Source organism: Pseudomonas sp. X4 (genome assembly GCF_040784925.1).
Lineage (GTDB): Bacteria > Pseudomonadota > Gammaproteobacteria > Pseudomonadales > Pseudomonadaceae > Aquipseudomonas > Aquipseudomonas putida_Z.
This window is the reverse complement of record NZ_CP160798.1, coordinates 4,522,920-4,545,275: the sequence shown is the minus strand read 5'-3', so window position 1 is coordinate 4,545,275 and position 22,356 is coordinate 4,522,920. Positions and strand designations below refer to the sequence as shown.

Below are 22,356 nucleotides of genomic sequence, written 5' to 3'. Positions count from 1 at the left end.
TGCTTGGTGCATGGCGCTGTGGGTCAACGGAAGTTAAGGGGGCGTCCTCGGGGCGAAACTTTGCCCCGAGGGTAGCTATAAGCACGAATCGGATCGCCTTTGGTCTCAAGCCAGGCACACACAAAAAAACAATCTTAATGAAATGAAATCTCCCTGGGACCTACACCGCCACTCATCGCTACCAAAACTTCCCCTACCAAGCAGGGGAAGATAGCATTAAAATCAAATCTCTAATGGCGGTAAACTATTGACGATACTCTGAGTTTGGATACTAACAGTAACCACTCGCTGGAACAGCTCCAATGGGTACTTGGGATTGCCCATAGATTCGGTGGCCCAATCGTTGGCATCGTTGACGATTCCACTCGCCTTGTCAGTACGTACCGCCTGCCGCTCCATCACCCAGTCCAGTGCAGCTTTACCGTTCACCACGTAGTCCCAGGCCGCTTCTGGAATACCCTTGAGGGTGATACGTTGGTTGTAGATGACCGTGGTCTTGTCGCCCTTCTTGGCGAACTTCATTTTCTCTACCCTGTAATCGGCGGATGTGAGCGGAGCCTTGGCCTCGATGGTCAGCGGATACGGCTCGACGGTTTCGTAGTTCAGATGCAGGTCAGCCAATGCGCGGCCTGCCTTGCTGAAAGCCCAGAAGTCAGCGGCCTTCCTCACTGCCGGAATGCGCGGCAGCTCCTTGCTCAGGTTGTCGGCAAAGCGTTCACGGTAGTCTGGCGAATGCAGGATGCCGTAGACGTAATAGAACAGGTCTTCCTTGCTGATTTGCTCGCCTGGGTAGGCAACATGGAAGTGAGCAAGGCCAGCGTCGGTTATGGCATCGCGGCGGCGCAATTCGCCTTCAGCCGACGGTGCAAAAAGGTCGTCGCCTGAGGCTTTTGCGACTTCGTCGTAAAGGTAGAGGGGAAAGCACTGTGAGCCTGCGATAAAGTGAAAGTTAGAGACATTCCCGGAGATCAAGCTACTAAAACTAGCAGACTCTCCCAGGCCGGTTATGCAAATTACCATGTTCATGCCACCAGCGGGAAATATTCGCGGCATTTGCAAAACCATCTCATTGAAGCGCCGATTGAAATACATCCACTGCTTGGTGAACGGACGGTAATGCGCAATCACCATACTGTCTCTCTCAAACATATAGCTGCGATTTTTAGCCACATCCTGCTTCAGCGCCCTAGACCAACTAATGCATGCCGGGTCGGCATTGATGAAATCATTCACATATTCTTGGCGTGCTTTAGCATCCAACCCCGGATATGCCGCGTTGAAGCGGCATACTTCGGAGTTAAAGAAGTCAATCATGCCGGACATGTTGGCCTCCAGACTCGCTTTACTACCGTTGTAGGCCCAAGCGTCTCTAGCTGTCACAACACCTTGTGAGTAGTTGTCGAATATTTTGACTGAGTCCCCCTTCTTGTCACCCATGACGATGAACTGACCGAAGCTGTCGTCGCGCTGCTTCAGCCAGTCGCCATGTTCGTCAGGTATGATCTTGCTCCATTGCTCAATGCCGGCCACGCTGGAAAACCCTGAAATTTTCTCCAGTTTTTCCTCTCGACTAAGGTAATCGCCGATGTCATAGAAATGAATCTGGCCGTGAGCATGTGCGTCGGGATTCTTGACCAGCAGCGAGATAGCAATAGGAGCACGACTACCGCTGCCAAAAATCTTGCCGCCCTCTTTACGGGAGGTCTCCCCCGATGTGCGTTGATTGCCGCGCAGATGGAAAACATAGAGGCTGGAAAATTCATCGGCCAAGCACTTGCGAAGGCCATCAGCGGTGTTGGCTTCCAGAAAGCCTGCGTTTGTGACAAAGCCTATAATGCCAGCATCGCCGATACGATCACTGGCCCAGCGAATAGCGCGGATATAACTGTCGTACAGTCCCTTGGAGAGAGTTGCATCCGAGCCTGCAACATAGGTCTCCTCGATACGTCGATCCAGTGCCGGATAGCTGACGTTTTGGTTGTTGTCGTTCTGGTTGCCTTGACCAATAGAGTAAGGCGGGTTGCCAACAATTACCCGAATATCCAGCGCCTTCTGCCGCTTGCGTCGGGCGCTATTGTCCTCCAGCAGCTCATCGACTAGGTCTTCCTTTTCATACATTTGGAAGGTGTCAGTTAGACAGATGCCTTCAAACGGGCTGTACTCGTCGATCACTTCACCATGGTAGGCCGCTTCGATATTGATTGCAGCGATGTAGTAGGCTAGCAGTACCAACTCGTTGGCGTGGATCTCGTGCTTGTACTTGTGCGGAAGCTCCTCTGCCTTGATCAGGCCAGACTGGATCAGGCGGGTGATGAAAGTGCCTGTACCAGTGAAAGGATCGATGATGTGCACGCCCTTGCTGCCAAGGGTCTGACCGAACTCCTGTTGCAGCAGGTGGTTGACGCTGTGGAGGATGAAATCCACAACCTCGACCGGGGTGTAAACGATACCCAAGCGCTCGGTCATTTTGGGGAAGGCGTTGCGGAAGAACTTGTCGTACAGTTCGACGATGATCTTCTGTTTGCCCTGGGCATTGTCGATGCCGGCAGCACGTTGACGCACGCTGGCATAGAACTTCTCCAGAGTGTCGGCTTCCTTGGCCAGGTGGTGCTCATGAAGCGCGTCCAGCACGCCTTGCATAGCCTTGGACATGGGGTTGTGACTGGCAAAGCTGTACTCATCGAACAGCGCATCGAACACCGGCTTGGTTACCAAGTGCTGGGCGAGCATTTCGATTATCTCGCCATCGCTGATGCTGTCATTGAGGTCGTCACGCAGCTCTGCGGCAAAGGCATTGAAAGCGGCCTTTTCCTGAGAGTTGGCCGGATTTTCCAGAATCCCCTGGATACGGTCGATATGGGTGCGGGCGATCTTGGCAATGTCGTTGGCCCAGTCTTCCCAGTGGTGACGGTTGCCGCACTTCTCGACGATCTTGGCGTAGATGGCCTTTTCGATTTCACCAACCTCGTAGGTCAGCTCAGCCTGTTGAGTCATCTGACCTTCGACATCGTATTTAGCCCTCTTTTCACCAATGCCGTATTGCCCTTTACCGGCCTTACCGTTGCTGGTGCCAGTGGCTTTTTTGGCCCTCTTCTCGGCCTTGTCGGTGATGGCGATAACTTCCATCTTGCGCGGGTCTGAGCCAATCAGGTCGAGCTTGTTGACCATGGCATCGAAGCTGTCGTCGTGCGAACGCAACGCCTGAAGTACCTGCCAGACCACCTTGTAGGTCTGGTTGTCGTTGAGCGCTTCGTGAGGCTCCATCCCGGCTGGGATGACCACCGGCAGCACAACGTAACCACGCTTCTTCCCCGGTGCGTTGCGCATCACGCGGCCAACGGACTGCACCACATCCACCTGGGAGTTGCGTGGCGTGAGGAAGAGCACGGCATCCAACGCTGGGACGTCCACGCCCTCAGACAGACAACGTACGTTACTGAGAATACGGCAGGTATTTGCAGGTGCTTCAGCTTTCAGCCACTTCAGCTTTGCTTCCTTCTGGCTGGCATTCATACCGCCATCAACGTGCTCAGCTTCGCAGGTAAGTCGTGAGGCCTCGTCGATCTCCTCCGACTCCTGATAAGCCTCCACTACCGACTGGAACATGTCGGCAATGTTGACAGAACTGACCTTGTGCTTGGTGCCTTTGTAATTGGGCGAAATAACCTGGCAGAACGCGACAGCACGCTTCATCGGTTTATCATCACCGACTAGCTGCTCATGCAGGCCCTGCTTGGCCAATGCCTTCCAGCAGCCGACAATTTTCGCCGCGTCATCTACTTTGAGCTGATTGTTCTCGTCCTTCAGCATGTCCTGAAGGCGGCGACTGATGGTGCTTTCCTCTACAGTGAGTACCAGCACTTTGTAATCGGTGAGCAGGCCTCGCTGGACAGCCTCTGAGAAATTGATGACAAACAACTCCTTGCCGTACAGGGCTTCGTCATCCATCGAGCAAAGCGTGACTTCGCCGGACTCTGCCTTAACCTTGGCACTGTCACCGTAGATGCGCGGCGTGGCTGTCATATACAAGCGCTTGGCGGCGCGAATATCAGCATCATCGTGAATCCGCACGAAATTGCTTTCGTCGTCATCACCGAAGGTCGCGCCAGTGGTGCGGTGTGCTTCGTCACAGATCACCAGATCGAAGTCAGCTAGCCCATGCTCATGTTGGGCACGGCTAATCACGTCGATTGAGTGGTAGGTGGAGAACACCACGCTCATGTGCTCAGCGTCATGACGCTTGAGCATTTCTGCAGCTAGACGGTCCGCCTTTGTGGTCGCCGGGTAACGCAGCTCATGAGTGAAAACCTGAACTGCGTCGTCCTCAGCCTTGCGCTTCTTCCCTACGTCACTATCGGAGCAGACTGCGAAGCTGTGAAGTGGGGTCTCACTCTCCTGTGTCCACTCTGTGAGCGTCTGCGATAGCAACGACAGACTAGGCACCAAAAAGAGTACTCGTTTGTCCTTGCCGGCCAGGCGCTCAGCGATCTTCAAGCTCGTGAACGTTTTGCCGGTTCCGCAAGCCATAATTAGCTTGCCGCGCTCAGCCTCCTTTAGGCCAGCAGCGACAGCGTTCAATGCCGTCTGCTGATGCTCGCGTAGTTGCTTCTTGGTTTTGAGCGTGATTACTTTGCTGGACCGGTACTTGGCCCAGTCAATTTGACTGTCCTCCAACGCTTGCAGGTCAATCTTGCTGACAGGGGGCTGCTGGCCCTGCAGCGCATCTTCGGCATGCTCGCTCCAGTTGTTGGTAGTGGCAACGATGACCCGATGCGAGAATGGCGCCTTTCCCGAAGCGGTGAAGAAGCTATCGATGTCTTTCTTCAGGATTTTGTAGTCTTCGGCGTACAGCTTGCACTGGACGGCATGATACTCACCGGTCCCCTGAGTGCGAGCTACCAAGTCGATTCCCGTATCTTTACCACTCAGGCCCTGCTCCTTGGCCCAATCGGCATAGGTCCATACCTTATCGTAGAGGTCCCTGTAGGTCGCTTCGTTGCGAAGGTAGACACAGATCAGCTCCTCGAAATAGGTGCCCTTCTCACGCTCTGTCAGGGCGGCAGTGCGGTAGGAGTCTAGAAGAGTAGAGATAGCGGTCATCAAACGATCCTTAAGAATACTGCCAGCGCCCGCCTGAGGCGCAAAATTTCAGAAGTGTACCAAAATAGCTAGGCTGGGAAGTTTTCGCAGCTGCGCACGCGCTGAAGGTTCATAGCCGTACCGAACCCGTCGAGAACCGCCCCCTCTCACCATCACGCTTATGGCACCGAATCAGAGCACTGGCTTTCCGGTTGGCATTCCAAAGGTGAGAGCTAACCGATAAAAACTCAATAAATTCAGATAAATAAATATCCTGTTCAAATTACCCCGGCGCTCTCGATGCATAGGTCGCGCACTCCGTAGCACGACCAGTGACAAGCTGCTTACAGTCCAACACAAGAAGTTCAGCCCGCAAATCTATTCGCCCACACCGGCCCTCATCGCTTAGCGCAGGGAGCATCCGTAGATGGACAGCGAATTGAACCAGGGTAGCCCACCCCCTTTACGAAACGCCTACTCAGTTACGAGGTTCGCGAAACGATGCGCGCAGCTATCTTGCCTAACCGAATCACAAGAATGATTAAAGAAACAAGCGAAGCCTCTAAAAAACCAAAAAACCCAGAAACAACAAAGCCACCCGAAGGTGGCTTAGTTGTTTCAATAATGGTCGGGACGGAGTGATTCGAACACTCGACCCCTTGCACCCCATGCAAGTGCGCTACCGGGCTGCGCTACGCCCCGACTGGGCTTTGAAGCATGTTCTCAATGCTACCGAGAACGCTGAAGAATGTACCCTAACCTCCTGATAAATGAAAGCTTTTTCTCAAAAATTTTCCATTCACCAGCAACCCAGGTCACTTCTTCAACACAACCAACACATCCTCCAACTCGACAATCATCTGCCGAATCAGCTGCTTGTACTGGCTAGACTCATCCTTGGCCTCATCACTGGAAAGCCTCAACCGAGCCCCGCCAATGGTGAACCCCTGGTCATAAAGCAGCGCACGAATCTGGCGAATCATCAGCACATCCTGCCGCTGATAATACCGCCGGTTCCCCCGCCGCTTCACGGGATTGAGCTGATCGAACTCCTGCTCCCAATACCGCAGCACGTGCGGTTTTACCGCACAAAGCTCACTCACTTCACCAATGGTGAAGTACCTTTTGCCCGGTATGGGGGGCAGTTCGTCGTTATGGCTTGGTTCCAGCATAGGCCTCAACCCGGGCCTTCAACTTCTGCCCTGGACGAAAGGTGACGACGCGCCGTGCGGTGATCGGGATTTCTTCCCCTGTCTTGGGGTTGCGGCCCGGCCGCTGGCGTTTGTCGCGAAGGTCGAAGTTGCCGAAACCGGACAGCTTGACCTGCTCGTTCTCTTCAAGTGCGTGCCGAATTTCTTCAAAAAACAGCTCGACCAGCTCCTTGGCCTCACGCTTGTTAAGCCCCAGCTCCTCGTACAGCCTTTCGGCCATCTCAGCTTTCGTCAGAGCACCCATGCCGTTATTTCCTTAACGTGGTGTTCAACCTTTGTTCGAGCGAGGTGAGGATGTTTTGCAGTGCGGCGTTCACCTCATCGTCGTTAAGAGTGCGCGATGGATGCTGCCAGGTCAAGCCGACGGCAAGGCTTTTTCTATCAGGATCAATGCCTTTACCTTGGTAGACATCAAACAGCCTGAGGTCTGTGAGCCATTCGCCTGCATTGTCACGAATTACTTCAAGCACCGAGCTAGAAGCTACATCACGTCCTGCGATCAAAGCCAGGTCGCGGCGGGTTTCCGGGAACTTGGACAGCTCGCTGAATTTCGGCAGGCGGCCTTCGACCACGTCACCCAGCACCAGCTCGAACAGGAACACCGGGCGGTCCAGGTCCAGGGCTTTTGCCAGCTCTGGGTGGATGGCGCCGAGGTAGCCGACCAGCTTGCCGTCACGCTCGATGGCGGCGGTCTGGCCTGGGTGCAGGGCTGGGTGCTTGCCGGCGCTGAAGGTGAAGTCGCTCAGGGCGCCGGAGTAGCCCAGCAGGGCTTCCACGTCGGCCTTCACGTCGAAGAAGTCGACGCCGTCGCGGCCGTTGGCCCAGCCTTCTGGCAGGCGGCTGCCGGTGACAACGCCGGCGATCATCGGCTGCTGCTTCAGGTCGCCGAGCTGGCCGACGAAGCGCAGGCCGCTTTCGAACAGGCGCACGCGGTCTTGCTGGCGGTTCAGGTTGTGCTGCAGTGCCTTGACCAGGCCCGGCCACAGGGACGCGCGCATGGCGGCCATGTCGCTGGAGATGGGGTTGGCCAGCAGCAGCGGCTCTACGCCCGGGCTGAACAGTTCGAACAGTTTCGGGTCGATGAAGCTGTAGGTGATGGCTTCCTGGTAGCCGCGGGCAACCAGCAGGCGGCGCAGGGTCGGCAGGTCACCGCGGGTTTCCGGCTTGCCCTGGGGGGCCAGGCGGGCTTGCGGGTAGCGAACCGGCAGGTTGTTGTAGCCGTACAGGCGGGCCAGCTCTTCGATCAGGTCCACTTCCAGGCTGATGTCGAAGCGGTGGCTTGGGACGTTGACTGTCCACTGCCCTTCTTCGGTCTTGGTAGTGGTCAGCTCCAGGGCGTTGAGCAGTTGCTCGACCTGGGCTGGGTCCATTTCCATGCCGAGCATCTGGGTGATGCGTTCGGCGCGCAGGGTAACCGGGGCCACTTGCGGCAGGTGCTGTTCGCTGACGGCTTCGACGACCGGGCCGGCTTCGCCGCCGACGATGTCCAGCAGCAGTTGGGTGGCGCGTTCGATAGCTTCGCGAGCCAGCTGCGAGTCTACGCCGCGCTCGTAGCGGTGCGAGGCGTCGGTGTGCAAGCCGTAGGAACGGGCTTTACCGGCGACGGAGATCGGCTCGAAGAAGGCGCTTTCGAGGAACAGGTCGCGGGTTTTTTCGGTGTTCACACCGCTGTGCTCGCCACCCATGACGCCGGCAATGGCCAGGGCGCGGGTGTGGTCGGCGATTACCAGGGTGTCGGCGCGCAGGGCAACTTCCTGGCCGTCGAGCAGGACGAGCTTCTCGCCCTCTTCAGCCATGCGTACGCGGATGCCGCCGTTGATTTCTGCCAGGTCGAAGGCGTGCATCGGCTGGCCGAGTTCGAGCATCACGTAGTTGGTGATGTCGACGGCGGCGTCGATGCTGCGCACGTCGCTGCGGCGCAGGCGTTCGACCATCCACAGTGGGGTCGGCTTGCTCAGGTCGACGTTGCGGATGACGCGGCCCAGGTAGCGTGGGCAGGCGGCCGGGGCGCTGACTTCGACCGGGCGCACTTCGTCGTGGGCAGCCGGTACGGCTGGCACCACCGGGCGGGTGACCGGGGTGTCGTACAGGGCGCTGACGTCGCGGGCGAGGCCTGCGATGGACAGGCAGTCGCCGCGGTTGGGGGTGAGGCCGATTTCGATGCTGGCGTCGTCCAGGCTCAGGTACTGGCGAATGTCTTCGCCAACCGGGGCGTCGGCAGCCAGTTCCAGCAGGCCGTCGTTCTCTTCGCTGATCTGCAGTTCGGCAGCCGAGCACAGCATGCCGAAGGACTCGACGCCGCGCAGCTTGGCCTTCTTGATCTTGAAGTCGCCTGGCAGTTCGGCGCCAATCATGGCGAACGGGATCTTGATGCCTGGGCGGGCGTTAGGGGCGCCGCACACGACCTGGAAGGTTTCCTGGCCGTTGCTTACCTGGCACACGCGCAGCTTGTCGGCGTCCGGGTGCTGTTCGGTGGCGAGGATTTCGCCCACGACGATGCCGCTGAACTGGCCGGCAGCGGGGGTAACGCTGTCGACTTCGAGGCCGGCCATGGACAGGCGGGCGACCAGTTCGTCACGGGAGACTTGCGGGTTTACCCAACCGCGCAGCCACTGTTCACTGAATTTCATGCTGTTCTCCTAGAATGTGCGTCGATTGGGCCTAGCGGAATTGGGCAAGGAACCGCAGGTCGTTATCGAAGAACAGACGCAAATCGTTGACGCCGTAGCGCAGCATGGCCAGGCGCTCGGCGCCCATGCCGAAGGCGAAGCCCTGGAACTCTTCAGGGTCGATGCCGGACATGCGCAGCACGTTCGGGTGCACCATGCCGCAACCCATCACTTCCAGCCAGCCGGTCTGCTTGCACACGCGGCAGCCTTTGCCGGAACACATCACGCACTGGATGTCGACTTCGGCGGACGGCTCGGTGAAGGGGAAGAACGATGGGCGGAAACGTACCGCCAGTTCTTTTTCGAAGAACACGCGCAGGAATTCTTCGATGGTGCCCTTGAGGTCGGCGAAGTTGATATCGCGATCGATCAGCAGGCCTTCGACCTGGTGGAACATCGGCGAGTGGGTGATATCCGAGTCGCAGCGGTACACGCGGCCCGGGCAGACAATGCGGATTGGCGGCTGGGTGGACTCCATGGTCCGCACCTGCACCGGCGAGGTGTGGGTGCGCAGCAGCATGTTGGCATTGAAGTAGAAGGTGTCGTGCATCGCCCGGGCCGGGTGGTGGCCGGGGATGTTGAGCGCTTCGAAGTTGTGGTAGTCGTCTTCCACCTCTGGGCCTTCGGCGATGCCGTAGCCGATGTGGGTGAAGAACTGCTCGATGCGCTCGAGTGTACGGGTGATCGGGTGCAGGCCACCGGTGGCCTGGCCGCGGCCTGGCAGGGTGACGTCAATGCATTCGGCAGCCAGGCGAGCGCTGAGCTCGGCTTCTTCGAAGGCGGCCTTGCGAGCATTGAGCACAACGGTAACGCGCTCTTTGGCGTCGTTGATCAGCGCGCCGACTTTCGGCCGCTCTTCGGCTGGCAGGTTGCCCAGGGTCTTCATCACCTGGGTCAGCTCGCCTTTCTTGCCGAGATAATTCACCCGGATCTGTTCCAGGGTATTGATGTCTTCAGCGCGCTCCACGGCCTCTAGGGCTTGGGAGACCAACGCATCCAGGTTTTCCATGTACAGACTCCAGATACGAAAATAGGGGAAGAGCTTTGAAGGCTCTTCCCCTATCGATGACGTTCAATGCCCGACGGCGCTAGCGCCGCCGGGTGATTGTCGCGGGTACTTAAGCCAGAACGGCTTTAGCTTTCTCGACAATCGCAGCAAACGCCGCTTTTTCGTTCACTGCCAGATCGGCCAGAACCTTACGGTCGATTTCGATCGAAGCCTTTTTCAGGCCAGCAATCAGACGGCTGTAGGACAGACCGTTGGTGCGGGCACCGGCGTTGATACGAGCGATCCACAGTGCGCGGAACTGACGCTTCTTCTGACGACGGTCACGGTAGGCATATTGACCTGCCTTGATGACAGCCTGCTTGGCAACGCGGAATACGCGCGAGCGTGCACCGTAGTAGCCTTTAGCCAGTTTCAGAATTTTCTTGTGACGCTTACGAGCGATGACGCCACGCTTAACACGAGCCATGAGTAACTTCCTCTATCTAAACCAGAATTAACGTACGCGCAGCATGCGCTCGACTTTTGCCACGTCAGACGGGTGCAGCAGGCTGGCACCGCGCAGTTGACGCTTACGCTTGGTCGACATTTTGGTCAGGATGTGGCTCTTGAAAGCGTGCTTGTGCTTGAAGCCGGAAGCGGTCTTCAGGAAGCGCTTCGCAGCACCGCTCTTGGTTTTCATTTTTGGCATGTTGGAACTCCGCATTCGATAAAATTACACAATAATCATCAGGCCTGCCGTGCCCGGGAGATTACTTCTTCTTTTTGGGGGCGATGACCATCATAAGCTGGCGTCCTTCCATCTTCGGATGCTGCTCAACGGAGCCGTATTCGGCGAGGTCGGCTTCGACCCGCTTCAACAGCTCCATGCCCAGCTCCTGGTGGGCCATCTCACGGCCACGGAATCTCAGAGAGATCTTGGCCTTGTCCCCATCGGTAAGGAAACGTACCAGGTTGCGTAGTTTTACCTGGTAATCCCCTTCTTCCGTCCCTGGACGAAACTTGATTTCTTTGATCTGGATCTGCTTCTGGTTTTTCTTGGCTTCGTTGGCCTGCTTCTTCTTCTCGAAGAGGTGCTTGCCGTAGTCCATCACCTTGCAGACGGGCGGTTGCGCGTCTGCAGAGATTTCCACCAGATCCAGCTTCGCTTCATCAGCGATACGAAGCGCTTCATCAATCGAGACGATGCCAATCTGCTCGCCGTCAGCGCCAATTAACCGAACCTCGCGTGCCGAGATATTCTCGTTGATCGGGGCTTTCGGTGCAGTTCGTTTATCGTTTCTCATTTCACGCTTAATAGTCATTACTCCGATTCTAGGCGACCGCGCTGGGCAACAGCGCTGTTGAGCAGCTGCGTGAATTCAGCCACCGGCATGGAGCCGAGGTCTTTGCCTTCACGGGTGCGTACGGCGACGGTCTGCGTTTCGACTTCGCGATCCCCTATAACCAAAAGGTACGGGACCTTGAGCAAAGTATGCTCGCGGATTTTAAAGCCGATCTTCTCATTTCTCAAGTCCGACTTGGCACGGAAACCGCTACCGTTCAGGGTATTTTCCACCTCGAGGGCGAAATCGGCCTGCTTGTCGGTGATGTTCATGATCACGGCCTGGGTGGGTGCCAGCCAGGCCGGGAACACGCCAGCGTAGTGCTCGATCAGCATGCCGATGAAGCGCTCGAACGAACCGAGGATGGCGCGGTGCAGCATGACCGGGCGAACTCGGCTGTTATCTTCGGCGATATAGCTGGCATCCAGGCGTTCCGGCAGGTTCGGGTCGTACTGCAGGGTACCGCACTGCCAGTTACGGCCGAGGCAGTCGCGCAGGGTGAACTCGATCTTCGGGCCGTAGAAGGCGCCCTCGCCCGGCTGGTATTCCCACTCCAGGCCCGATTCGTTCAAGGCGTCGGCCAGTGCGCCTTCGGCACGGTCCCACAGCTCTTCGGAACCCACGCGCTTGGCCGGGCGGGTCGACAGCTTCATGGCGATGTCGGTGAAGCCGAAGTCCTTGTACACGTCCAGGGTCAGCTTGATGAAATCGGCGGCTTCTTTCTTCACCTGTTCTTCGGTGCAGAAGATGTGCGCGTCGTCCTGCACGAAGCCACGCACGCGCATGATGCCGTGCAGGGCGCCGGACGGCTCGTTACGGTGGCAGGCACCGAACTCGGCCAGGCGCAGCGGCAGGTCGCGGTAGCTCTTCAGGCCCTGGTTGAACACCTGCACGTGGCACGGGCAGTTCATCGGCTTGACCGCGTAGTCACGGCTTTCCGACGAAGTGGTGAACATGTTCTCGGCGTAGTTGGACCAGTGGCCGGAACGTTCCCAGAGAATGCGGTCGACAACCTGCGGGGTCTTGATTTCCTGGTAGCCGTTGACGCGCTGGACCTGGCGCATGTACTGCTCGAGTACCTGGTACACGGTCCAGCCGTTGGCGTGCCAGAACACCATGCCCGGGGCTTCTTCCTGCAGGTGGAACAGGTCGAGCTGCTTGCCGATCTTGCGGTGGTCGCGTTTTTCGGCTTCTTCGATGCGCTGGATGTACGCAGCCAGCTGCTTCTTGTCGGCCCAGGCGGTGCCGTACACGCGTTGCAGCTGCTCGTTCTTGGCATCACCGCGCCAGTAGGCGCCGGACAGCTTGGTCAGCTTGAATGCCTTGAGGAAGCGGGTGTTCGGCACGTGCGGGCCGCGGCACATGTCGACGTATTCTTCGTGGTAGTACAGGCCCATGGCCTGCTCGTCCGGCATGTCTTCGACCAGGCGCAGCTTGTAGTCTTCGCCACGGGCCTTGAACACGTCGATGACTTCGGCGCGCGGGGTCACCTTCTTGATGACGTCGTAGTCCTTGTCGATCAGCTCCATCATGCGCTTTTCGATGGCGGCCATGTCTTCAGGGGTGAAGGGGCGCTCGTAGGCGATGTCGTAGTAGAAGCCTTCGTCGATGACCGGGCCGATCACCATCTTGGCGGTCGGGTACAGCTGTTTCACCGCGTGGCCGACCAGGTGGGCGCACGAGTGACGGATGATCTCCAGTCCCTCTTCATCTTTAGGGGTGATGATCTGCAGGGTGGCGTCGTTGCTGATCAGGTCGCAGGCGTCGACCAGTTTGCCGTCGACCTTGCCGGCCACGGTGGCCTTGGCCAGGCCGGCGCCGATGGAAGCGGCGACTTCGGCTACGGATACGGCATGATCGAACGAACGTTGACTGCCATCGGGAAGAGTAATAACGGGCATGGCGCCTCCTCTCCTAGTGGTGACCCCTACCAAAGGTCACGTGGGTTGGGATGAGCCAGTACAAGATCCGACCTGCCTTCCCGCAACGGGAAGCCTGCCTCACAGTGGCAGAAGCCTTTCGGCTTGCCAGGGACGAACCAGAGTGACTGGAAAGAAAAAAGATAACTGCAGGCTGCAAGTTGTCAGCTGCAAGCCGGGCATGCTAGCACGCGGGTTGCATGCCAGGCAGAAATATTTGGAAATTACGCCGCAGCGGTGAACTAACGCGGAAAAATTCCTATCAGACCTTGGGAAGCAACCTACTCTTGATGAGACCTTAACCCAAGGAGTAACTGGTTATGCGAGTTCCGTCTCTTCTGGCCCTGGCGGCTGCTGGGGCCCTGCTGCTGCCCATGGCTGCGAACGCCGGCAACTTCCCGGCCGGGAAGGAAGCCGCCTACATGAGCCAGTGCACGCAAGTGGCCCAAGGCCAAGGCGTTGATGCTGCGACCGCGAAAAAACACTGCGACTGTGGCGCGCAAACCATCAAAAAGAATTTCACCGACGCGGAGATTGCCGACCTCGACAGCAACGATGGCGTGGACGCCAAGCTGATGCAGAAGGCCCAGACGGTCGTGAAACAGGCCTGCGCACCGAAGAGCTGAAACCTTAAAGCCAGAGCAGACCAGCCATTCTTTGAGCTGGATCAATATCCTGCGAAGGTAAAAGGCGCTAGATGCGCAGAATTAGACTATGATGTGTCCCGTGCTCCGTAGCCTCGGCCGCATTGCACCACTGAAAAAACTAAATGTTCTGGAGATTCACCCATGTCCAATCGCCAACAAGGCACCGTCAAATGGTTCAATGATGAGAAAGGCTACGGCTTCATCACCCCAGCAGGCGGCGGCGACGACCTGTTCGTTCACTTCAAGGCCATCGAATCTGACGGCTTCAAGAGCCTGAAAGAAGGCCAGACTGTTTCCTTCGTCGCCGAGCGCGGCCAGAAGGGCATGCAGGCTGCACAGGTTCGTCCGGAGTAATTCGGATAGCTGTAAAAAAACCCGCCCTTGTGGCGGGTTTTTTTATGGGTGCTGCATGGGCTGAAGGGGTTGGCCCATGCGGGCGCGGCTTTTTTTGTGGGAGCGGCCTTGTGTCGCGAAAGGGGCGCGTAGCGGCCCCAGGGTTTCAGCTTCGCAGCATCAATGGCCGGGGCCGCTTTGCGGCCCTTTCGCGACACAAGGCCGCTCCCACAAGGACCGCGTATCAGCCGCAGTTGACGCGAATTACCTTGCCCTGCTCGTCCACATTCAGATTCAAGCGCTCGGAGCGGTACTCAAGGGTAACCACATCATGCGGCTTGAGAATGCGGGCCATCTGCGAGCCACTGGCCTTGCGCGCCTGCTCCAGCAGCTCGGCGCTGGCGGGCTTGCCAATGGCGAAATCGGCGCCGCTGGCTTCGCAGCGGCCATCGTTGCCTGCCGGCGTGGCGGGTGCAGCGCCACCAGCAGAATTGCCACCAGTGCTGCAACCAGCCAGGACAGCAGCCACCGCCAGGGTTGCCAGGTAAGCACGGGTACGGAACATGAAGCCTCCTAAATCGGTCCGGGAACTGTCTGATCCGACAGCTCCGCTCATCTTTTGTTGCAAAACCGGTCAAGTCTGCCTGAACTCGCCAGCCGAGGCGAAAACGCAATCGTGACCGGATTTTGCACAACCTGCTGCGTTTGCCATATGCTTAAGCCGCAAGGTCACTGACGCAAAGTCATGATTTAGTGCAAGAAGTGGAGCGCACCCCGCCTCCATCGAACACCAGGGTCAGGTGTTCGCCCCTTCGTCCCGGGCCCCAAGCGAGAGCCTTTCATGAGCAGCCACAGCATCGAAGCCGATATCAAGGTCAAATGGGCCGAAGGCCAGAGCGCGTATAGCCCTGGCACGCCGGAGGAGTTGCTGCTGATTGCCATCGACCTGCTGGTGCGCGATCGCGGCGCCGAGGCGGCACGCAGCTTCTTCGACCAGGTGTTCGAGCGCTACGCACCGCACACGGCTATTCCAATCGCGCCAAACGGGCGCTGAGCAGGTCGAACAGGCCCTGGGCATCGCCCTCCTCCACCCACATCACGTTGGCAGGCTGCTTGAGCACGCCGTACCAGTCGGCAAGGGTCTGGCCGAAGCTGGGGCCTTCGCGGCTGTCGATGCTCATATGGATACGCCGGCCGCTGAACAGCTCGGGCTTGAGCAGGTAGGCGATGACGCTGGCGTCGTGCACCGGGCCGCCGGGCATGCCGTACAGGTCCATGTCATGGGTGATGTAGGCGTTGAGGATATCCACCACCCGTTTGCTGGCCTGGTTGTTCACCGCCGCCAGTTGCTTGAGGCGGGCATCGCTGGTCAGCAGCTTGTGGGTGACATCCAGCGGCAGGTAGGTCAGTTGCACGCCGCTGGCCAGCACCACTTCGGCGGCATGCGGGTCGGCATAGAGGTTGAATTCCGCCGCCGGGGTGATGTTGCCGCCGTTGAAATGGGCACCGCCCATGACCACCACCTGCTTGATGCCTTTGGCGATGTTCGGGCGCTGGATCAGCGCCAGGGCCAGGTTGGTTTGTGGGCCGAGCATGGCGATGGTGATGCTGTGGGGCTTGGCGGTGCCCAGGGTGTCGACCAGGTATTGCACGGCATTGCCTTGGGCCAGCGGCGCTTTCGGTTCGTGGACCTGGATGCCGGTGAGGCCTTCTTCGCCGTGCACGTCGGCGGCGTAGATAGGCTTGCGCACCAGCGGGCGAGCGGCGCCGGCGTACACGGGGATGTCTTCGCGGCCGGCCCATTCGCGGGCCAGGCGGGCGTTGCGCGAGGTTTTTTCCAGGTGCACGTTGCCGGCCACGGTAGTGATGGCGCGGATGTTGAGCTCGTCGGGTGAGGCCATGGCCAGGAACAGCGCGACCACGTCGTCGGCGCCTGGGTCGGTGTCGATGATCAGGTCGATGGGGGCGGCCTGGAGGGTGGTGGCTGCGGCCATGAGGGCGATTCCTTGTAACAAGGGTTTGAGCATGGGTGGCACTCCTGTTGCCTGGGTGGTGGTTTCTGGGGCCGCTTTGCGGCCCAATCGCCGGCAAGCCAGCTCCCACAGGTACTGCATCGGCCTCAAGCATTGTGCAGTACCTGTGGGAGCTGGCTTGCCGGCGATTCGGGGGCGCAGCCCCCACCTTCAGAAAGTCACGCCGGAAATCAGCGCGATGTTGCTGTAGGGCTGGCACTCGCCAGTGCGCACTACCGCACGGGCACTGCGTGACAATTCCTTGAAATCTTCATGGCTCAGCCATTCGCGCTTGCCCAGCTTGCCCTTCAGCCGCTCGATCTCGACCAGCGCCGGTGGCACTACTTTCTGCATCTCTTCGGCCAGCACGTGGCGTTCTACCTGCAACTCGCTCAGCACAACCCGCAACACGCTGGCGAAATCCGGCAGGCCAGGCGTGACGGCCAGGTCGATCAGTTCGACACCCGGCGGCACCGGCAGCCCGGCATCGCCGATCACCAGGATGTCACCATGCCCCATGCCGGCGATGGTCCGCGACAGGGCGACGTTCAGCAGTGGGGTCTTCTTCATGGCGCAAGCTCCGCCAGGTAAGGAATCGACGGCTGGGCACCGGCGCGGGTAACCGACAGGGCCGCGGCGCGCTGGCCGAAGGCGATGGCTTCGCCCTCCTCCAGGCCGCGCACCAGGCCAGCGGCAAAGCCGCCGATGAAGGTATCGCCGGCGGCCGTGGTGTCCAGCGGCTGCACCAGCGGCGCGGGGAAGTGCTGGTGGCCCTGAGGGGTGACCAGCAAGGCCCCTTGCGCGCCCAGGGTGATGATCACTTTGCCCGCACCCAGTTGCAGCAAGCGCTCGCCGGCGCGCCGAGCACTGTCCAGATCAGCCACCGCCACGCCGGTCAGGGCTTCGGCCTCGCTTTCGTTGGGCGTCAGGTAGTCGATGTGGGCGAACCAGCCCGCCGGCAAGGGGCCGGTCGCCGGCGCCGGGTTCAGGATCACCCGCTTGCCCAGTTCACGCCCCCTGGCCAGGGTCCAGGCCACGGTGTCGGCCGGTACTTCCAGCTGGCAGATGATCACCTCGGCCGCCTGCAGCAGCGCATCGAACCGCTGCACCGACTGCGGCGTCAGCAGGCCGTTGCCACCGGGGATGATGACGATGCAGTTCTGGCTGGCGGCATCCACGGTGATCAGCGCCACACCGCTGGACACGCCCTGGCAGGTGCTGACGCCCTGGCAGTCGATGCCTTCCACATACAAAGCCCGGTGCAGTTGCCGGCCATAATCGTCGTCGCCGACGTTGCCGATCATCGCCACGCTGCCGCCCAGGCGCGCCACGGCCACCGCCTGGTTGGCCCCCTTGCCGCCCGGCACGGTGAAAAAGCTTTCGCCGGGGAGTGTTTCGCCGGCCCGGGGCAGGCGCTGGGCGCGGGCCACCAGGTCCATGTTGAGGCTACCGACTACCACGACCTTGGCACTCATGACATTTCCTTAGCGTTAGCGGTAATCGTTGAACAGGTCCGGGCGCGGCCCGGTGGACTCGCGCAGGACAATGCGCGGGGCGACGATGCGTTGCTCCGCCGCGCCCTGCCGGGGCGTGCCGATACGCGCCAGCAACAGCGACGCGGCGCTCTCGCCCAACTCGCGGATCGACTGGCCCACCGTGGTCAACGGCGGGTACACATAGCGGCTGAGCTCAATGTCGTCGAAGCCGATCACCGACAGCTCGCCGGGTACGTTGATATTGCGTTCGGCCGCGGCGCGCAGCACGCCGAAGCCGATCATGTCGTTGCCGGCGAAGATCGCCGTGGGCCGCTTGCCCTCCAGCAACCGGGTTGCCACCGCATGGCCCCCCGGGCTGGTGAAGTCGCAGTGCAGCACGCGGTCGCCCAGCACCGCTGCGCCGGCCTCGGCCATGGCGCGACGGAAGCCGCTCAGGCGCAGCTGGGTGACCCCGGTCTCGGCAGGGCCGCCGATGTATGCGATGTCGCGGTGGCCAAGCTCCAACAGGTGGCGGGTGGCCAGGTAGGCGCCCTGCTCGTGATCGATGCGCACCAGGTCGGCATCGACGCCATCCAGTTCGCGGTCGACGATCACCATGGGCGTACGCACGCCAGCCAGGCTTTGCAGCAGGTCGCTGTCCTGGCCTACCGAAGCCACCACCAGGCCATCGATGCGCTTTTCCAGCAGTACACGCAGATAGCTGCGCTGCTTCTGCGGGTTGTCGTCGGAGTTGCACAGGATCACGCAGTAGCCGTTGCGTTCGCAGGCGTCTTCGATGCCCCGCGCCAGTTCGGCGAAGTACGGGTTGACGCTGTTGGGCACCAGCAAGCCGATGGTGGCAGTGCTGCGCGCCTTCAGCGAGCGGGCCACGGCGCTGGGCACGTAGTCGAGCTCGGCGATGGCGGCTTCGACTTTCAGCCGTACCTGCTCGCTGACCGGCCGGGTCTTGTTCAGCACATGGGACACGGTGGTGTAGGAAATGCCCGCCAGTGCCGCGACGTCTTTGATGGTTGCCATGTTTTCAGTTCCGCCGGCCTGCACGCCGGCTACGGTAAGTGTCGAGCACCACGGCGATGACGATCACCGCCCCGGTGATAATGCGTTTGGTCGGCTCGCTGGCACCGATCTGCGCCAGCCCTGCGGCCAGCACCGAAATGATCAGTACGCCAAAGAAGGTGCTGATGACCGAGCCACGCCCGCCCATCAGGCTGGTGCCGCCAATCACCACGGCGGCGATCACCTGCAGCTCCAGGCCGGAGCCGGCATTGGGGTCGGCGGCTTCCAGCCGCGAGATCTGGAACAGCGCGGCCAGGCCGGCAAGCAGGCCCATCAGGGCGAACACCAGCACCTTGTACGGGCGCGGGTCGATACCGGCCAGGCGCACGGCCTCTTCGTTGGTGCCGATGCCGATCAGGTAGCGGCCGAACACCGTGCGGGTCAGCACCAACTGGGCCAGCACGATCACCAGCAAGGCGATGATGAACGCCGGCGAGATGCCGAATGCGATGGGGTTGGAGAACCAGGCATAGGCATCGCCGATATAGGCGGTGCGCGAGTCGGTGAACTGGTAGGCCAGGCCACGGGCCATTTCCAGCACCCCGAGCGAGACGATGAACGACGGAATGCGCCAGGCCACGGTAACCCCGCCGGTGATGCTGCCGGCCAGCGCGGCCACGGCCATGCCCAGCAAGGCCGAAGGCAACACGCCCCAACCCCAGCCGAGGATCGCCACGCTGACCGTGGAGGCCGCCAGCGCCAGCACCGAGCCCACCGACAGGTCGATGCCGCCGATGATCAGCACGAAGGTCATGCCCACCGCCAGCACCATCAGGTCGGGGATCTGGTTGGCCAGGGTACTGAAGGTGTTGTACGACCAGAAGTGGCTGCTGAGGAACGAGAACAGCACGATCATCGCCAGCAAGGCGCCGGCCAAGCCCAGGTAGGTACCCAGGCCAAGATAGGTGCCACTGCGGCGCACCGGTGCGGCGCCTTGGCTGTCGAGCGGGGTGGTTTTCATGCATCCATCCTGGGAGCTGCGTCATGCAGCAGTGCGTCACGTTTCTGATAACCGGCAAAGGCCGCGGCCAGCAGCTGGTCCTGGCTCCAATGGTCACGCTCGAAGGTGTCGATCAGGCGACCGGCCGACAGCACGGCGATGCGGTCGCAGATCAGCATCAGCTCGCGCAGGTCGCTGGACACCACCACCAAGGCCTTGCCCTGGCGCGCCAGCTCGGCCAGCAGGCCATAGATGTCGAACTTGGCGCCGACGTCGATGCCACGGGTGGGCTCGTCGAACAGCAGCACCTGGCACTCGCGTTCCAGCCAGCGGCCGATCACCACCTTCTGCTGGTTGCCGCCAGACAGCTCGCCCACCACCTGCTGCGGGCCGGCACTGCGAATGCGCATGGCCTGGATCTGGCGCTCGGCCAAGGCCGCTTCGGCTTCGCCATCGAGCACCCCGGCCCGTGATACCGCGCCGAGGTTGCCCAGGGCGATATTCGCGCTGATCGACTGCGTCAGCAGCAGGCCCTCGCCTTTGCGGTCTTCGGTGATCAGCGCGATACCGGCCTGCACGGCAGCCTTGGGCGAGTCGATGGTGACCACCTGCGGTGGCTGGCCGAGGGCAATGTTGCCGCTGTCGGCACGGTCGGCGCCGTAGATCAGGCGCAACAGCTCGGTACGCCCGGCACCGATCAGGCCGGAGATACCGAAGATCTCCCCTGCCCTGACCTCGAACGACACTTCACGCACCTTGTCGGCACGGCTGAGCTTGTCGACCTTGAGCAGCGGCGCGCCGATCTGCCGGCGGCCCAGGTCGATATGCTCGCCCAGCTCGCGGCCGACCATCAGGTTGACCAGTTCGGCGCTGCTGTAGCGCTGTATCGGCTCGTCGCACACCAGCTTGCCGTCGCGCAGCACGACGATGCGCTGGGCCACGCGCTGCAGTTCTTCCAGGCGATGGGAGATGTAGACGATGGCCACGCCACGTTGGCGCAGGCGCTCGATCTGGGTGAACAGCAGCTCCACCTCGCGCGCGGTGAGCATGGCGGTGGGTTCGTCGAAGATCAGCACATGGCAGTCGCCAATCAGGTTGCGGGCGATTTCGACCATCTGCTGGTGGCCGATGCCCAGCTCGCCGACCGGGGTGTCCGGGTCGATGGCGTCGAGGCCGACCTGGGCCATGGCGGCCGTGGCCAGTTGGCGCAGGCGCTTTTGGCTGATCCAGCCGAAGCGGCCGGGCAGGTTGTCGAGGAACAGGTTTTCCGCCACGGTCAGCGTGGGCAGCAGGTTCAGCTCCTGCATGACCATGCGCACGCCGAGGCGCTCGGCCTCGCTGCGGCTGCCAGGGGCGTAGGCCTGGCCGCGGTAGTGCATGTGCCCGGTGGTGGGGGTTTCCAGGCCACTGATGAGCTTGGACAGGGTGCTCTTGCCGGCGCCGTTCTCACCGGTCAGCGCCAGCACTTCGCCGGCCCGCAGGTTCAGGCTGACCTCGCCGAGCACGGGCTGGGCGTAGGTCTTGCCCAGGCCGCTGGCGGCGAGCACCACTTCATTGGCCGATGCAGGCATGGCCGTTTCTCCTGCCAGCGATCAGGGCTTGGTGATGAGTTGGACCGGGGTCTGGATGACGTTGTCGGCATCCACGTCGGGTTTCTCGCCCTTGACCATTTTCAGTGCCGCCTGGATGCCGTACACCGCCTGCTGGCTGGCCGCCTGGTCGAGGGTGGCGAGCACACGGCCATCGGCGAGCATCGGCTTGATGGCGTTGATGTTGTCGTAGCCCACCACTTGCACCTGGCCGGCTTTGCCAGCGGCACGCACGGCCGACACGGCGCCCAGGGCCATGCTGTCGTTACCGGCCAGCAGGGCTTTCAGGTCGGGGTATTCGTTGAGCATGGAAGCGGCGACGGCGTTGCCTTTGTCGATTTCCCAATTGCCGCTCTGCACCGAGACGATCTTGATCTGGGCGGCCTCCATGGCGTCCTTGAAGCCGGCGGTACGCTGCTGGGCGTTGGTGGTGGTCGGCACGCCTTCGATGATGCCGACCTGGTCGCCGGCCTTGAGCTTCTCGTTGGCCAGGTAGTCGCCGACCAGGCGCGCGCCCTTGCGGTTGTCGGGGCCCACGAAGGGTACGCTGATGCCTTTGCTCTTGAGCAGTTCAGGGTCCAGGCGGTTGTCGATGTTGATCACCGCCACGCCCTGGTCCATGGCCTTCTTCACCGCCGATACCAGCGCCTTGGAGTCGGCCGGGGCAATGACCAGGGCCTTGGCGCCCGCGTTGACCATCTGCTCGACGATGCGGATCTGCTCGCCGGTGTCGGTCTCGTTCTTGATGCCGTTGGCGATCAGCTCGAATTCATCGGCGTGGGCTTTCTGGTAGTCCTTGGCGCCGTCTTCCATGGTGCGGAAGAACTCGTTGGCCAGCGACTTCATGACCAGGGCGACCTTGGGCTTGTCTTCGGCGTGAGCGGCCGAAAACGGCAGGGCCAGGGACAGCGAGGAAATGACCGCGAGGGCCAGCAGACGACCGGGGAACGGCAGTTTCATGGACGATGACTCCGGATCTTGTGTTTTTTGTCGGATCGCAAACGTTTGCGTTGCCTAACTATGGAAACAGGACCGGGGTTTGTCAAATCCGTTTGGCTGTGGGAGGTCAAGTCG

Annotated in this window: 20 protein-coding genes and 1 tRNA gene; 3 read left to right on the top strand and 18 right to left on the bottom strand. The window is 60.5% G+C overall.

Annotated elements, in window-relative coordinates; genetic code table 11:
- Positions 1-222 precede the first annotated feature (222 nt).
- From ABX298_RS20350 to thrS, 10 genes are all read right to left on the bottom strand, one after another.
- Entirely contained in the window at positions 223-5,100 is a 4,878-nt protein-coding gene (locus tag ABX298_RS20350) for a DEAD/DEAH box helicase (protein WP_367393540.1), read from the bottom strand.
- Positions 5,101-5,704: 604 nt separating this feature from the next.
- Positions 5,705-5,781: transfer RNA gene (locus ABX298_RS20345), tRNA-Pro, on the bottom strand.
- Positions 5,782-5,894: 113 nt separating this feature from the next.
- Positions 5,895-6,251 (bottom strand): MerR family transcriptional regulator, encoded by a 357-nt coding sequence (locus tag ABX298_RS20340; RefSeq protein ID WP_003250681.1) that lies wholly within the window; start codon positions 6,249-6,251, stop codon positions 5,895-5,897.
- Positions 6,232-6,534 (bottom strand): integration host factor subunit alpha, encoded by a 303-nt coding sequence (ihfA, locus tag ABX298_RS20335; RefSeq protein ID WP_003250679.1) that lies wholly within the window; start codon positions 6,532-6,534, stop codon positions 6,232-6,234. Before ihfA ends, ABX298_RS20340 begins: the two co-directional genes overlap by 20 nt.
- Before the next feature lie 4 nt (positions 6,535-6,538).
- On the bottom strand, positions 6,539-8,920 hold the full coding sequence (gene pheT, locus ABX298_RS20330; RefSeq protein WP_350013238.1) for a phenylalanine--tRNA ligase subunit beta: 2,382 nt from the start codon (positions 8,918-8,920) through the stop codon (positions 6,539-6,541).
- A gap of 31 nt (positions 8,921-8,951) precedes the next feature.
- Positions 8,952-9,968: a phenylalanine--tRNA ligase subunit alpha gene (pheS, locus tag ABX298_RS20325; protein WP_013972006.1), complete on the bottom strand. Its 1,017-nt coding sequence runs from the start codon at positions 9,966-9,968 to the stop codon at positions 8,952-8,954.
- Between the two features lie 109 nt (positions 9,969-10,077).
- Positions 10,078-10,434, bottom strand: coding sequence for a 50S ribosomal protein L20 (rplT, locus tag ABX298_RS20320; protein ID WP_003250671.1), 357 nt, complete (start codon positions 10,432-10,434; stop codon positions 10,078-10,080).
- Between the two features lie 27 nt (positions 10,435-10,461).
- The gene (gene rpmI, locus ABX298_RS20315; protein ID WP_003250667.1) at positions 10,462-10,656 is read right to left on the bottom strand and encodes a 50S ribosomal protein L35; all 195 of its coding nucleotides are present in this window, start codon (positions 10,654-10,656) and stop codon (positions 10,462-10,464) included.
- 61 nt (positions 10,657-10,717) lie between these two features.
- Positions 10,718-11,269, bottom strand: a complete 552-nt coding sequence (infC, locus tag ABX298_RS20310) for a translation initiation factor IF-3 (RefSeq protein WP_013972005.1) — start codon at positions 11,267-11,269, stop codon at positions 10,718-10,720.
- A complete protein-coding gene (gene thrS, locus ABX298_RS20305) occupies positions 11,269-13,191 on the bottom strand; it encodes a threonine--tRNA ligase (RefSeq protein ID WP_013972004.1) in 1,923 nt (640 codons plus the stop codon). The genes infC and thrS overlap by 1 nt, the downstream gene beginning before the upstream one ends.
- A gap of 338 nt (positions 13,192-13,529) precedes the next feature.
- Between thrS and ABX298_RS20300 the strand changes: the two genes are divergently transcribed.
- Together ABX298_RS20300 and ABX298_RS20295 are read left to right on the top strand one after the other, a co-directional pair.
- Entirely contained in the window at positions 13,530-13,835 is a 306-nt protein-coding gene (locus tag ABX298_RS20300; RefSeq protein WP_025338540.1) for a hypothetical protein, read from the top strand.
- 162 nt (positions 13,836-13,997) lie between these two features.
- Positions 13,998-14,210 (top strand): cold-shock protein, encoded by a 213-nt coding sequence (locus ABX298_RS20295; RefSeq protein ID WP_003250656.1) that lies wholly within the window; start codon positions 13,998-14,000, stop codon positions 14,208-14,210.
- A gap of 223 nt (positions 14,211-14,433) precedes the next feature.
- On the opposite strand, the gene ABX298_RS20290 is transcribed toward ABX298_RS20295, so the two are convergent.
- Complete coding sequence (locus tag ABX298_RS20290) at positions 14,434-14,754, bottom strand: I78 family peptidase inhibitor (RefSeq protein ID WP_085619066.1); 321 nt, start codon at positions 14,752-14,754, stop codon at positions 14,434-14,436.
- A gap of 276 nt (positions 14,755-15,030) precedes the next feature.
- On the opposite strand from ABX298_RS20290, the gene ABX298_RS20285 reads away from it, so the two are divergent.
- Positions 15,031-15,243, top strand: a complete 213-nt coding sequence (locus ABX298_RS20285; protein WP_003260960.1) for a hypothetical protein — start codon at positions 15,031-15,033, stop codon at positions 15,241-15,243.
- Here the strand turns inward: ABX298_RS20285 and ABX298_RS20280 are convergent.
- The 7 genes from ABX298_RS20280 to ABX298_RS20250 all read right to left on the bottom strand — a co-directional run bounded on the left by ABX298_RS20280 (position 15,215) and on the right by ABX298_RS20250 (position 22,242).
- Positions 15,215-16,216 carry a nucleoside hydrolase gene (locus tag ABX298_RS20280; RefSeq protein WP_367393539.1) on the bottom strand — a complete coding sequence of 334 codons (1,002 nt, stop codon included), beginning with the start codon at positions 16,214-16,216 and terminating at the stop codon, positions 15,215-15,217. The two genes, ABX298_RS20285 and ABX298_RS20280, sit on opposite strands and share 29 nt — an antisense overlap.
- A 156-nt stretch (positions 16,217-16,372) precedes the next feature.
- Positions 16,373-16,771, bottom strand: a complete 399-nt coding sequence (gene rbsD, locus ABX298_RS20275) for a D-ribose pyranase (RefSeq protein ID WP_061550488.1) — start codon at positions 16,769-16,771, stop codon at positions 16,373-16,375.
- Positions 16,768-17,676 (bottom strand): ribokinase, encoded by a 909-nt coding sequence (gene rbsK, locus ABX298_RS20270; protein ID WP_075044737.1) that lies wholly within the window; start codon positions 17,674-17,676, stop codon positions 16,768-16,770. Before rbsK ends, rbsD begins: the two co-directional genes overlap by 4 nt.
- Positions 17,677-17,691: 15 nt before the next feature.
- Complete coding sequence (locus ABX298_RS20265) at positions 17,692-18,714, bottom strand: LacI family DNA-binding transcriptional regulator (RefSeq protein WP_317410151.1); 1,023 nt, start codon at positions 18,712-18,714, stop codon at positions 17,692-17,694.
- Positions 18,715-18,718: 4 nt separating this feature from the next.
- On the bottom strand, positions 18,719-19,714 hold the full coding sequence (locus tag ABX298_RS20260) for an ABC transporter permease (RefSeq protein WP_015269786.1): 996 nt from the start codon (positions 19,712-19,714) through the stop codon (positions 18,719-18,721).
- Positions 19,711-21,264, bottom strand: coding sequence for a sugar ABC transporter ATP-binding protein (locus tag ABX298_RS20255; RefSeq protein WP_367393538.1), 1,554 nt, complete (start codon positions 21,262-21,264; stop codon positions 19,711-19,713). The genes ABX298_RS20260 and ABX298_RS20255 overlap by 4 nt, the downstream gene beginning before the upstream one ends.
- Before the next feature lie 21 nt (positions 21,265-21,285).
- Complete coding sequence (locus ABX298_RS20250; RefSeq protein ID WP_367393537.1) at positions 21,286-22,242, bottom strand: sugar ABC transporter substrate-binding protein; 957 nt, start codon at positions 22,240-22,242, stop codon at positions 21,286-21,288.
- Positions 22,243-22,356 lie beyond the last annotated feature (114 nt).

What these genes read in the sequence shown, in the direction of transcription:
- ABX298_RS20260 (WP_015269786.1), bottom strand. Translation starts at nt 19,714, where the DNA reads ATGAAAACCACCCCGCTCGACAGCCAAGGCGCCGCACCGGTGCGCCGC.
- rpmI (WP_003250667.1), bottom strand. Translation starts at nt 10,656, where the DNA reads ATGCCAAAAATGAAAACCAAGAGCGGTGCTGCGAAGCGCTTCCTGAAG.
- ABX298_RS20295 (WP_003250656.1), top strand. Translation starts at nt 13,998, where the DNA reads ATGTCCAATCGCCAACAAGGCACCGTCAAATGGTTCAATGATGAGAAA.
- infC (WP_013972005.1), bottom strand. Translation starts at nt 11,269, where the DNA reads ATGACTATTAAGCGTGAAATGAGAAACGATAAACGAACTGCACCGAAA.
- ABX298_RS20290 (WP_085619066.1), bottom strand. Translation starts at nt 14,754, where the DNA reads ATGTTCCGTACCCGTGCTTACCTGGCAACCCTGGCGGTGGCTGCTGTC.
- ihfA (WP_003250679.1), bottom strand. Translation starts at nt 6,534, where the DNA reads ATGGGTGCTCTGACGAAAGCTGAGATGGCCGAAAGGCTGTACGAGGAG.
- ABX298_RS20300 (WP_025338540.1), top strand. Translation starts at nt 13,530, where the DNA reads ATGCGAGTTCCGTCTCTTCTGGCCCTGGCGGCTGCTGGGGCCCTGCTG.
- ABX298_RS20350 (WP_367393540.1), bottom strand. Translation starts at nt 5,100, where the DNA reads ATGACCGCTATCTCTACTCTTCTAGACTCCTACCGCACTGCCGCCCTG.
- pheS (WP_013972006.1), bottom strand. Translation starts at nt 9,968, where the DNA reads ATGGAAAACCTGGATGCGTTGGTCTCCCAAGCCCTAGAGGCCGTGGAG.
- rbsD (WP_061550488.1), bottom strand. Translation starts at nt 16,771, where the DNA reads ATGAAGAAGACCCCACTGCTGAACGTCGCCCTGTCGCGGACCATCGCC.
- pheT (WP_350013238.1), bottom strand. Translation starts at nt 8,920, where the DNA reads ATGAAATTCAGTGAACAGTGGCTGCGCGGTTGGGTAAACCCGCAAGTC.
- ABX298_RS20250 (WP_367393537.1), bottom strand. Translation starts at nt 22,242, where the DNA reads ATGAAACTGCCGTTCCCCGGTCGTCTGCTGGCCCTCGCGGTCATTTCC.
- ABX298_RS20255 (WP_367393538.1), bottom strand. Translation starts at nt 21,264, where the DNA reads ATGCCTGCATCGGCCAATGAAGTGGTGCTCGCCGCCAGCGGCCTGGGC.
- ABX298_RS20340 (WP_003250681.1), bottom strand. Translation starts at nt 6,251, where the DNA reads ATGCTGGAACCAAGCCATAACGACGAACTGCCCCCCATACCGGGCAAA.
- ABX298_RS20285 (WP_003260960.1), top strand. Translation starts at nt 15,031, where the DNA reads ATGAGCAGCCACAGCATCGAAGCCGATATCAAGGTCAAATGGGCCGAA.
- thrS (WP_013972004.1), bottom strand. Translation starts at nt 13,191, where the DNA reads ATGCCCGTTATTACTCTTCCCGATGGCAGTCAACGTTCGTTCGATCAT.
- ABX298_RS20265 (WP_317410151.1), bottom strand. Translation starts at nt 18,714, where the DNA reads ATGGCAACCATCAAAGACGTCGCGGCACTGGCGGGCATTTCCTACACC.
- ABX298_RS20280 (WP_367393539.1), bottom strand. Translation starts at nt 16,216, where the DNA reads ATGCTCAAACCCTTGTTACAAGGAATCGCCCTCATGGCCGCAGCCACC.
- rbsK (WP_075044737.1), bottom strand. Translation starts at nt 17,676, where the DNA reads ATGAGTGCCAAGGTCGTGGTAGTCGGTAGCCTCAACATGGACCTGGTG.
- rplT (WP_003250671.1), bottom strand. Translation starts at nt 10,434, where the DNA reads ATGGCTCGTGTTAAGCGTGGCGTCATCGCTCGTAAGCGTCACAAGAAA.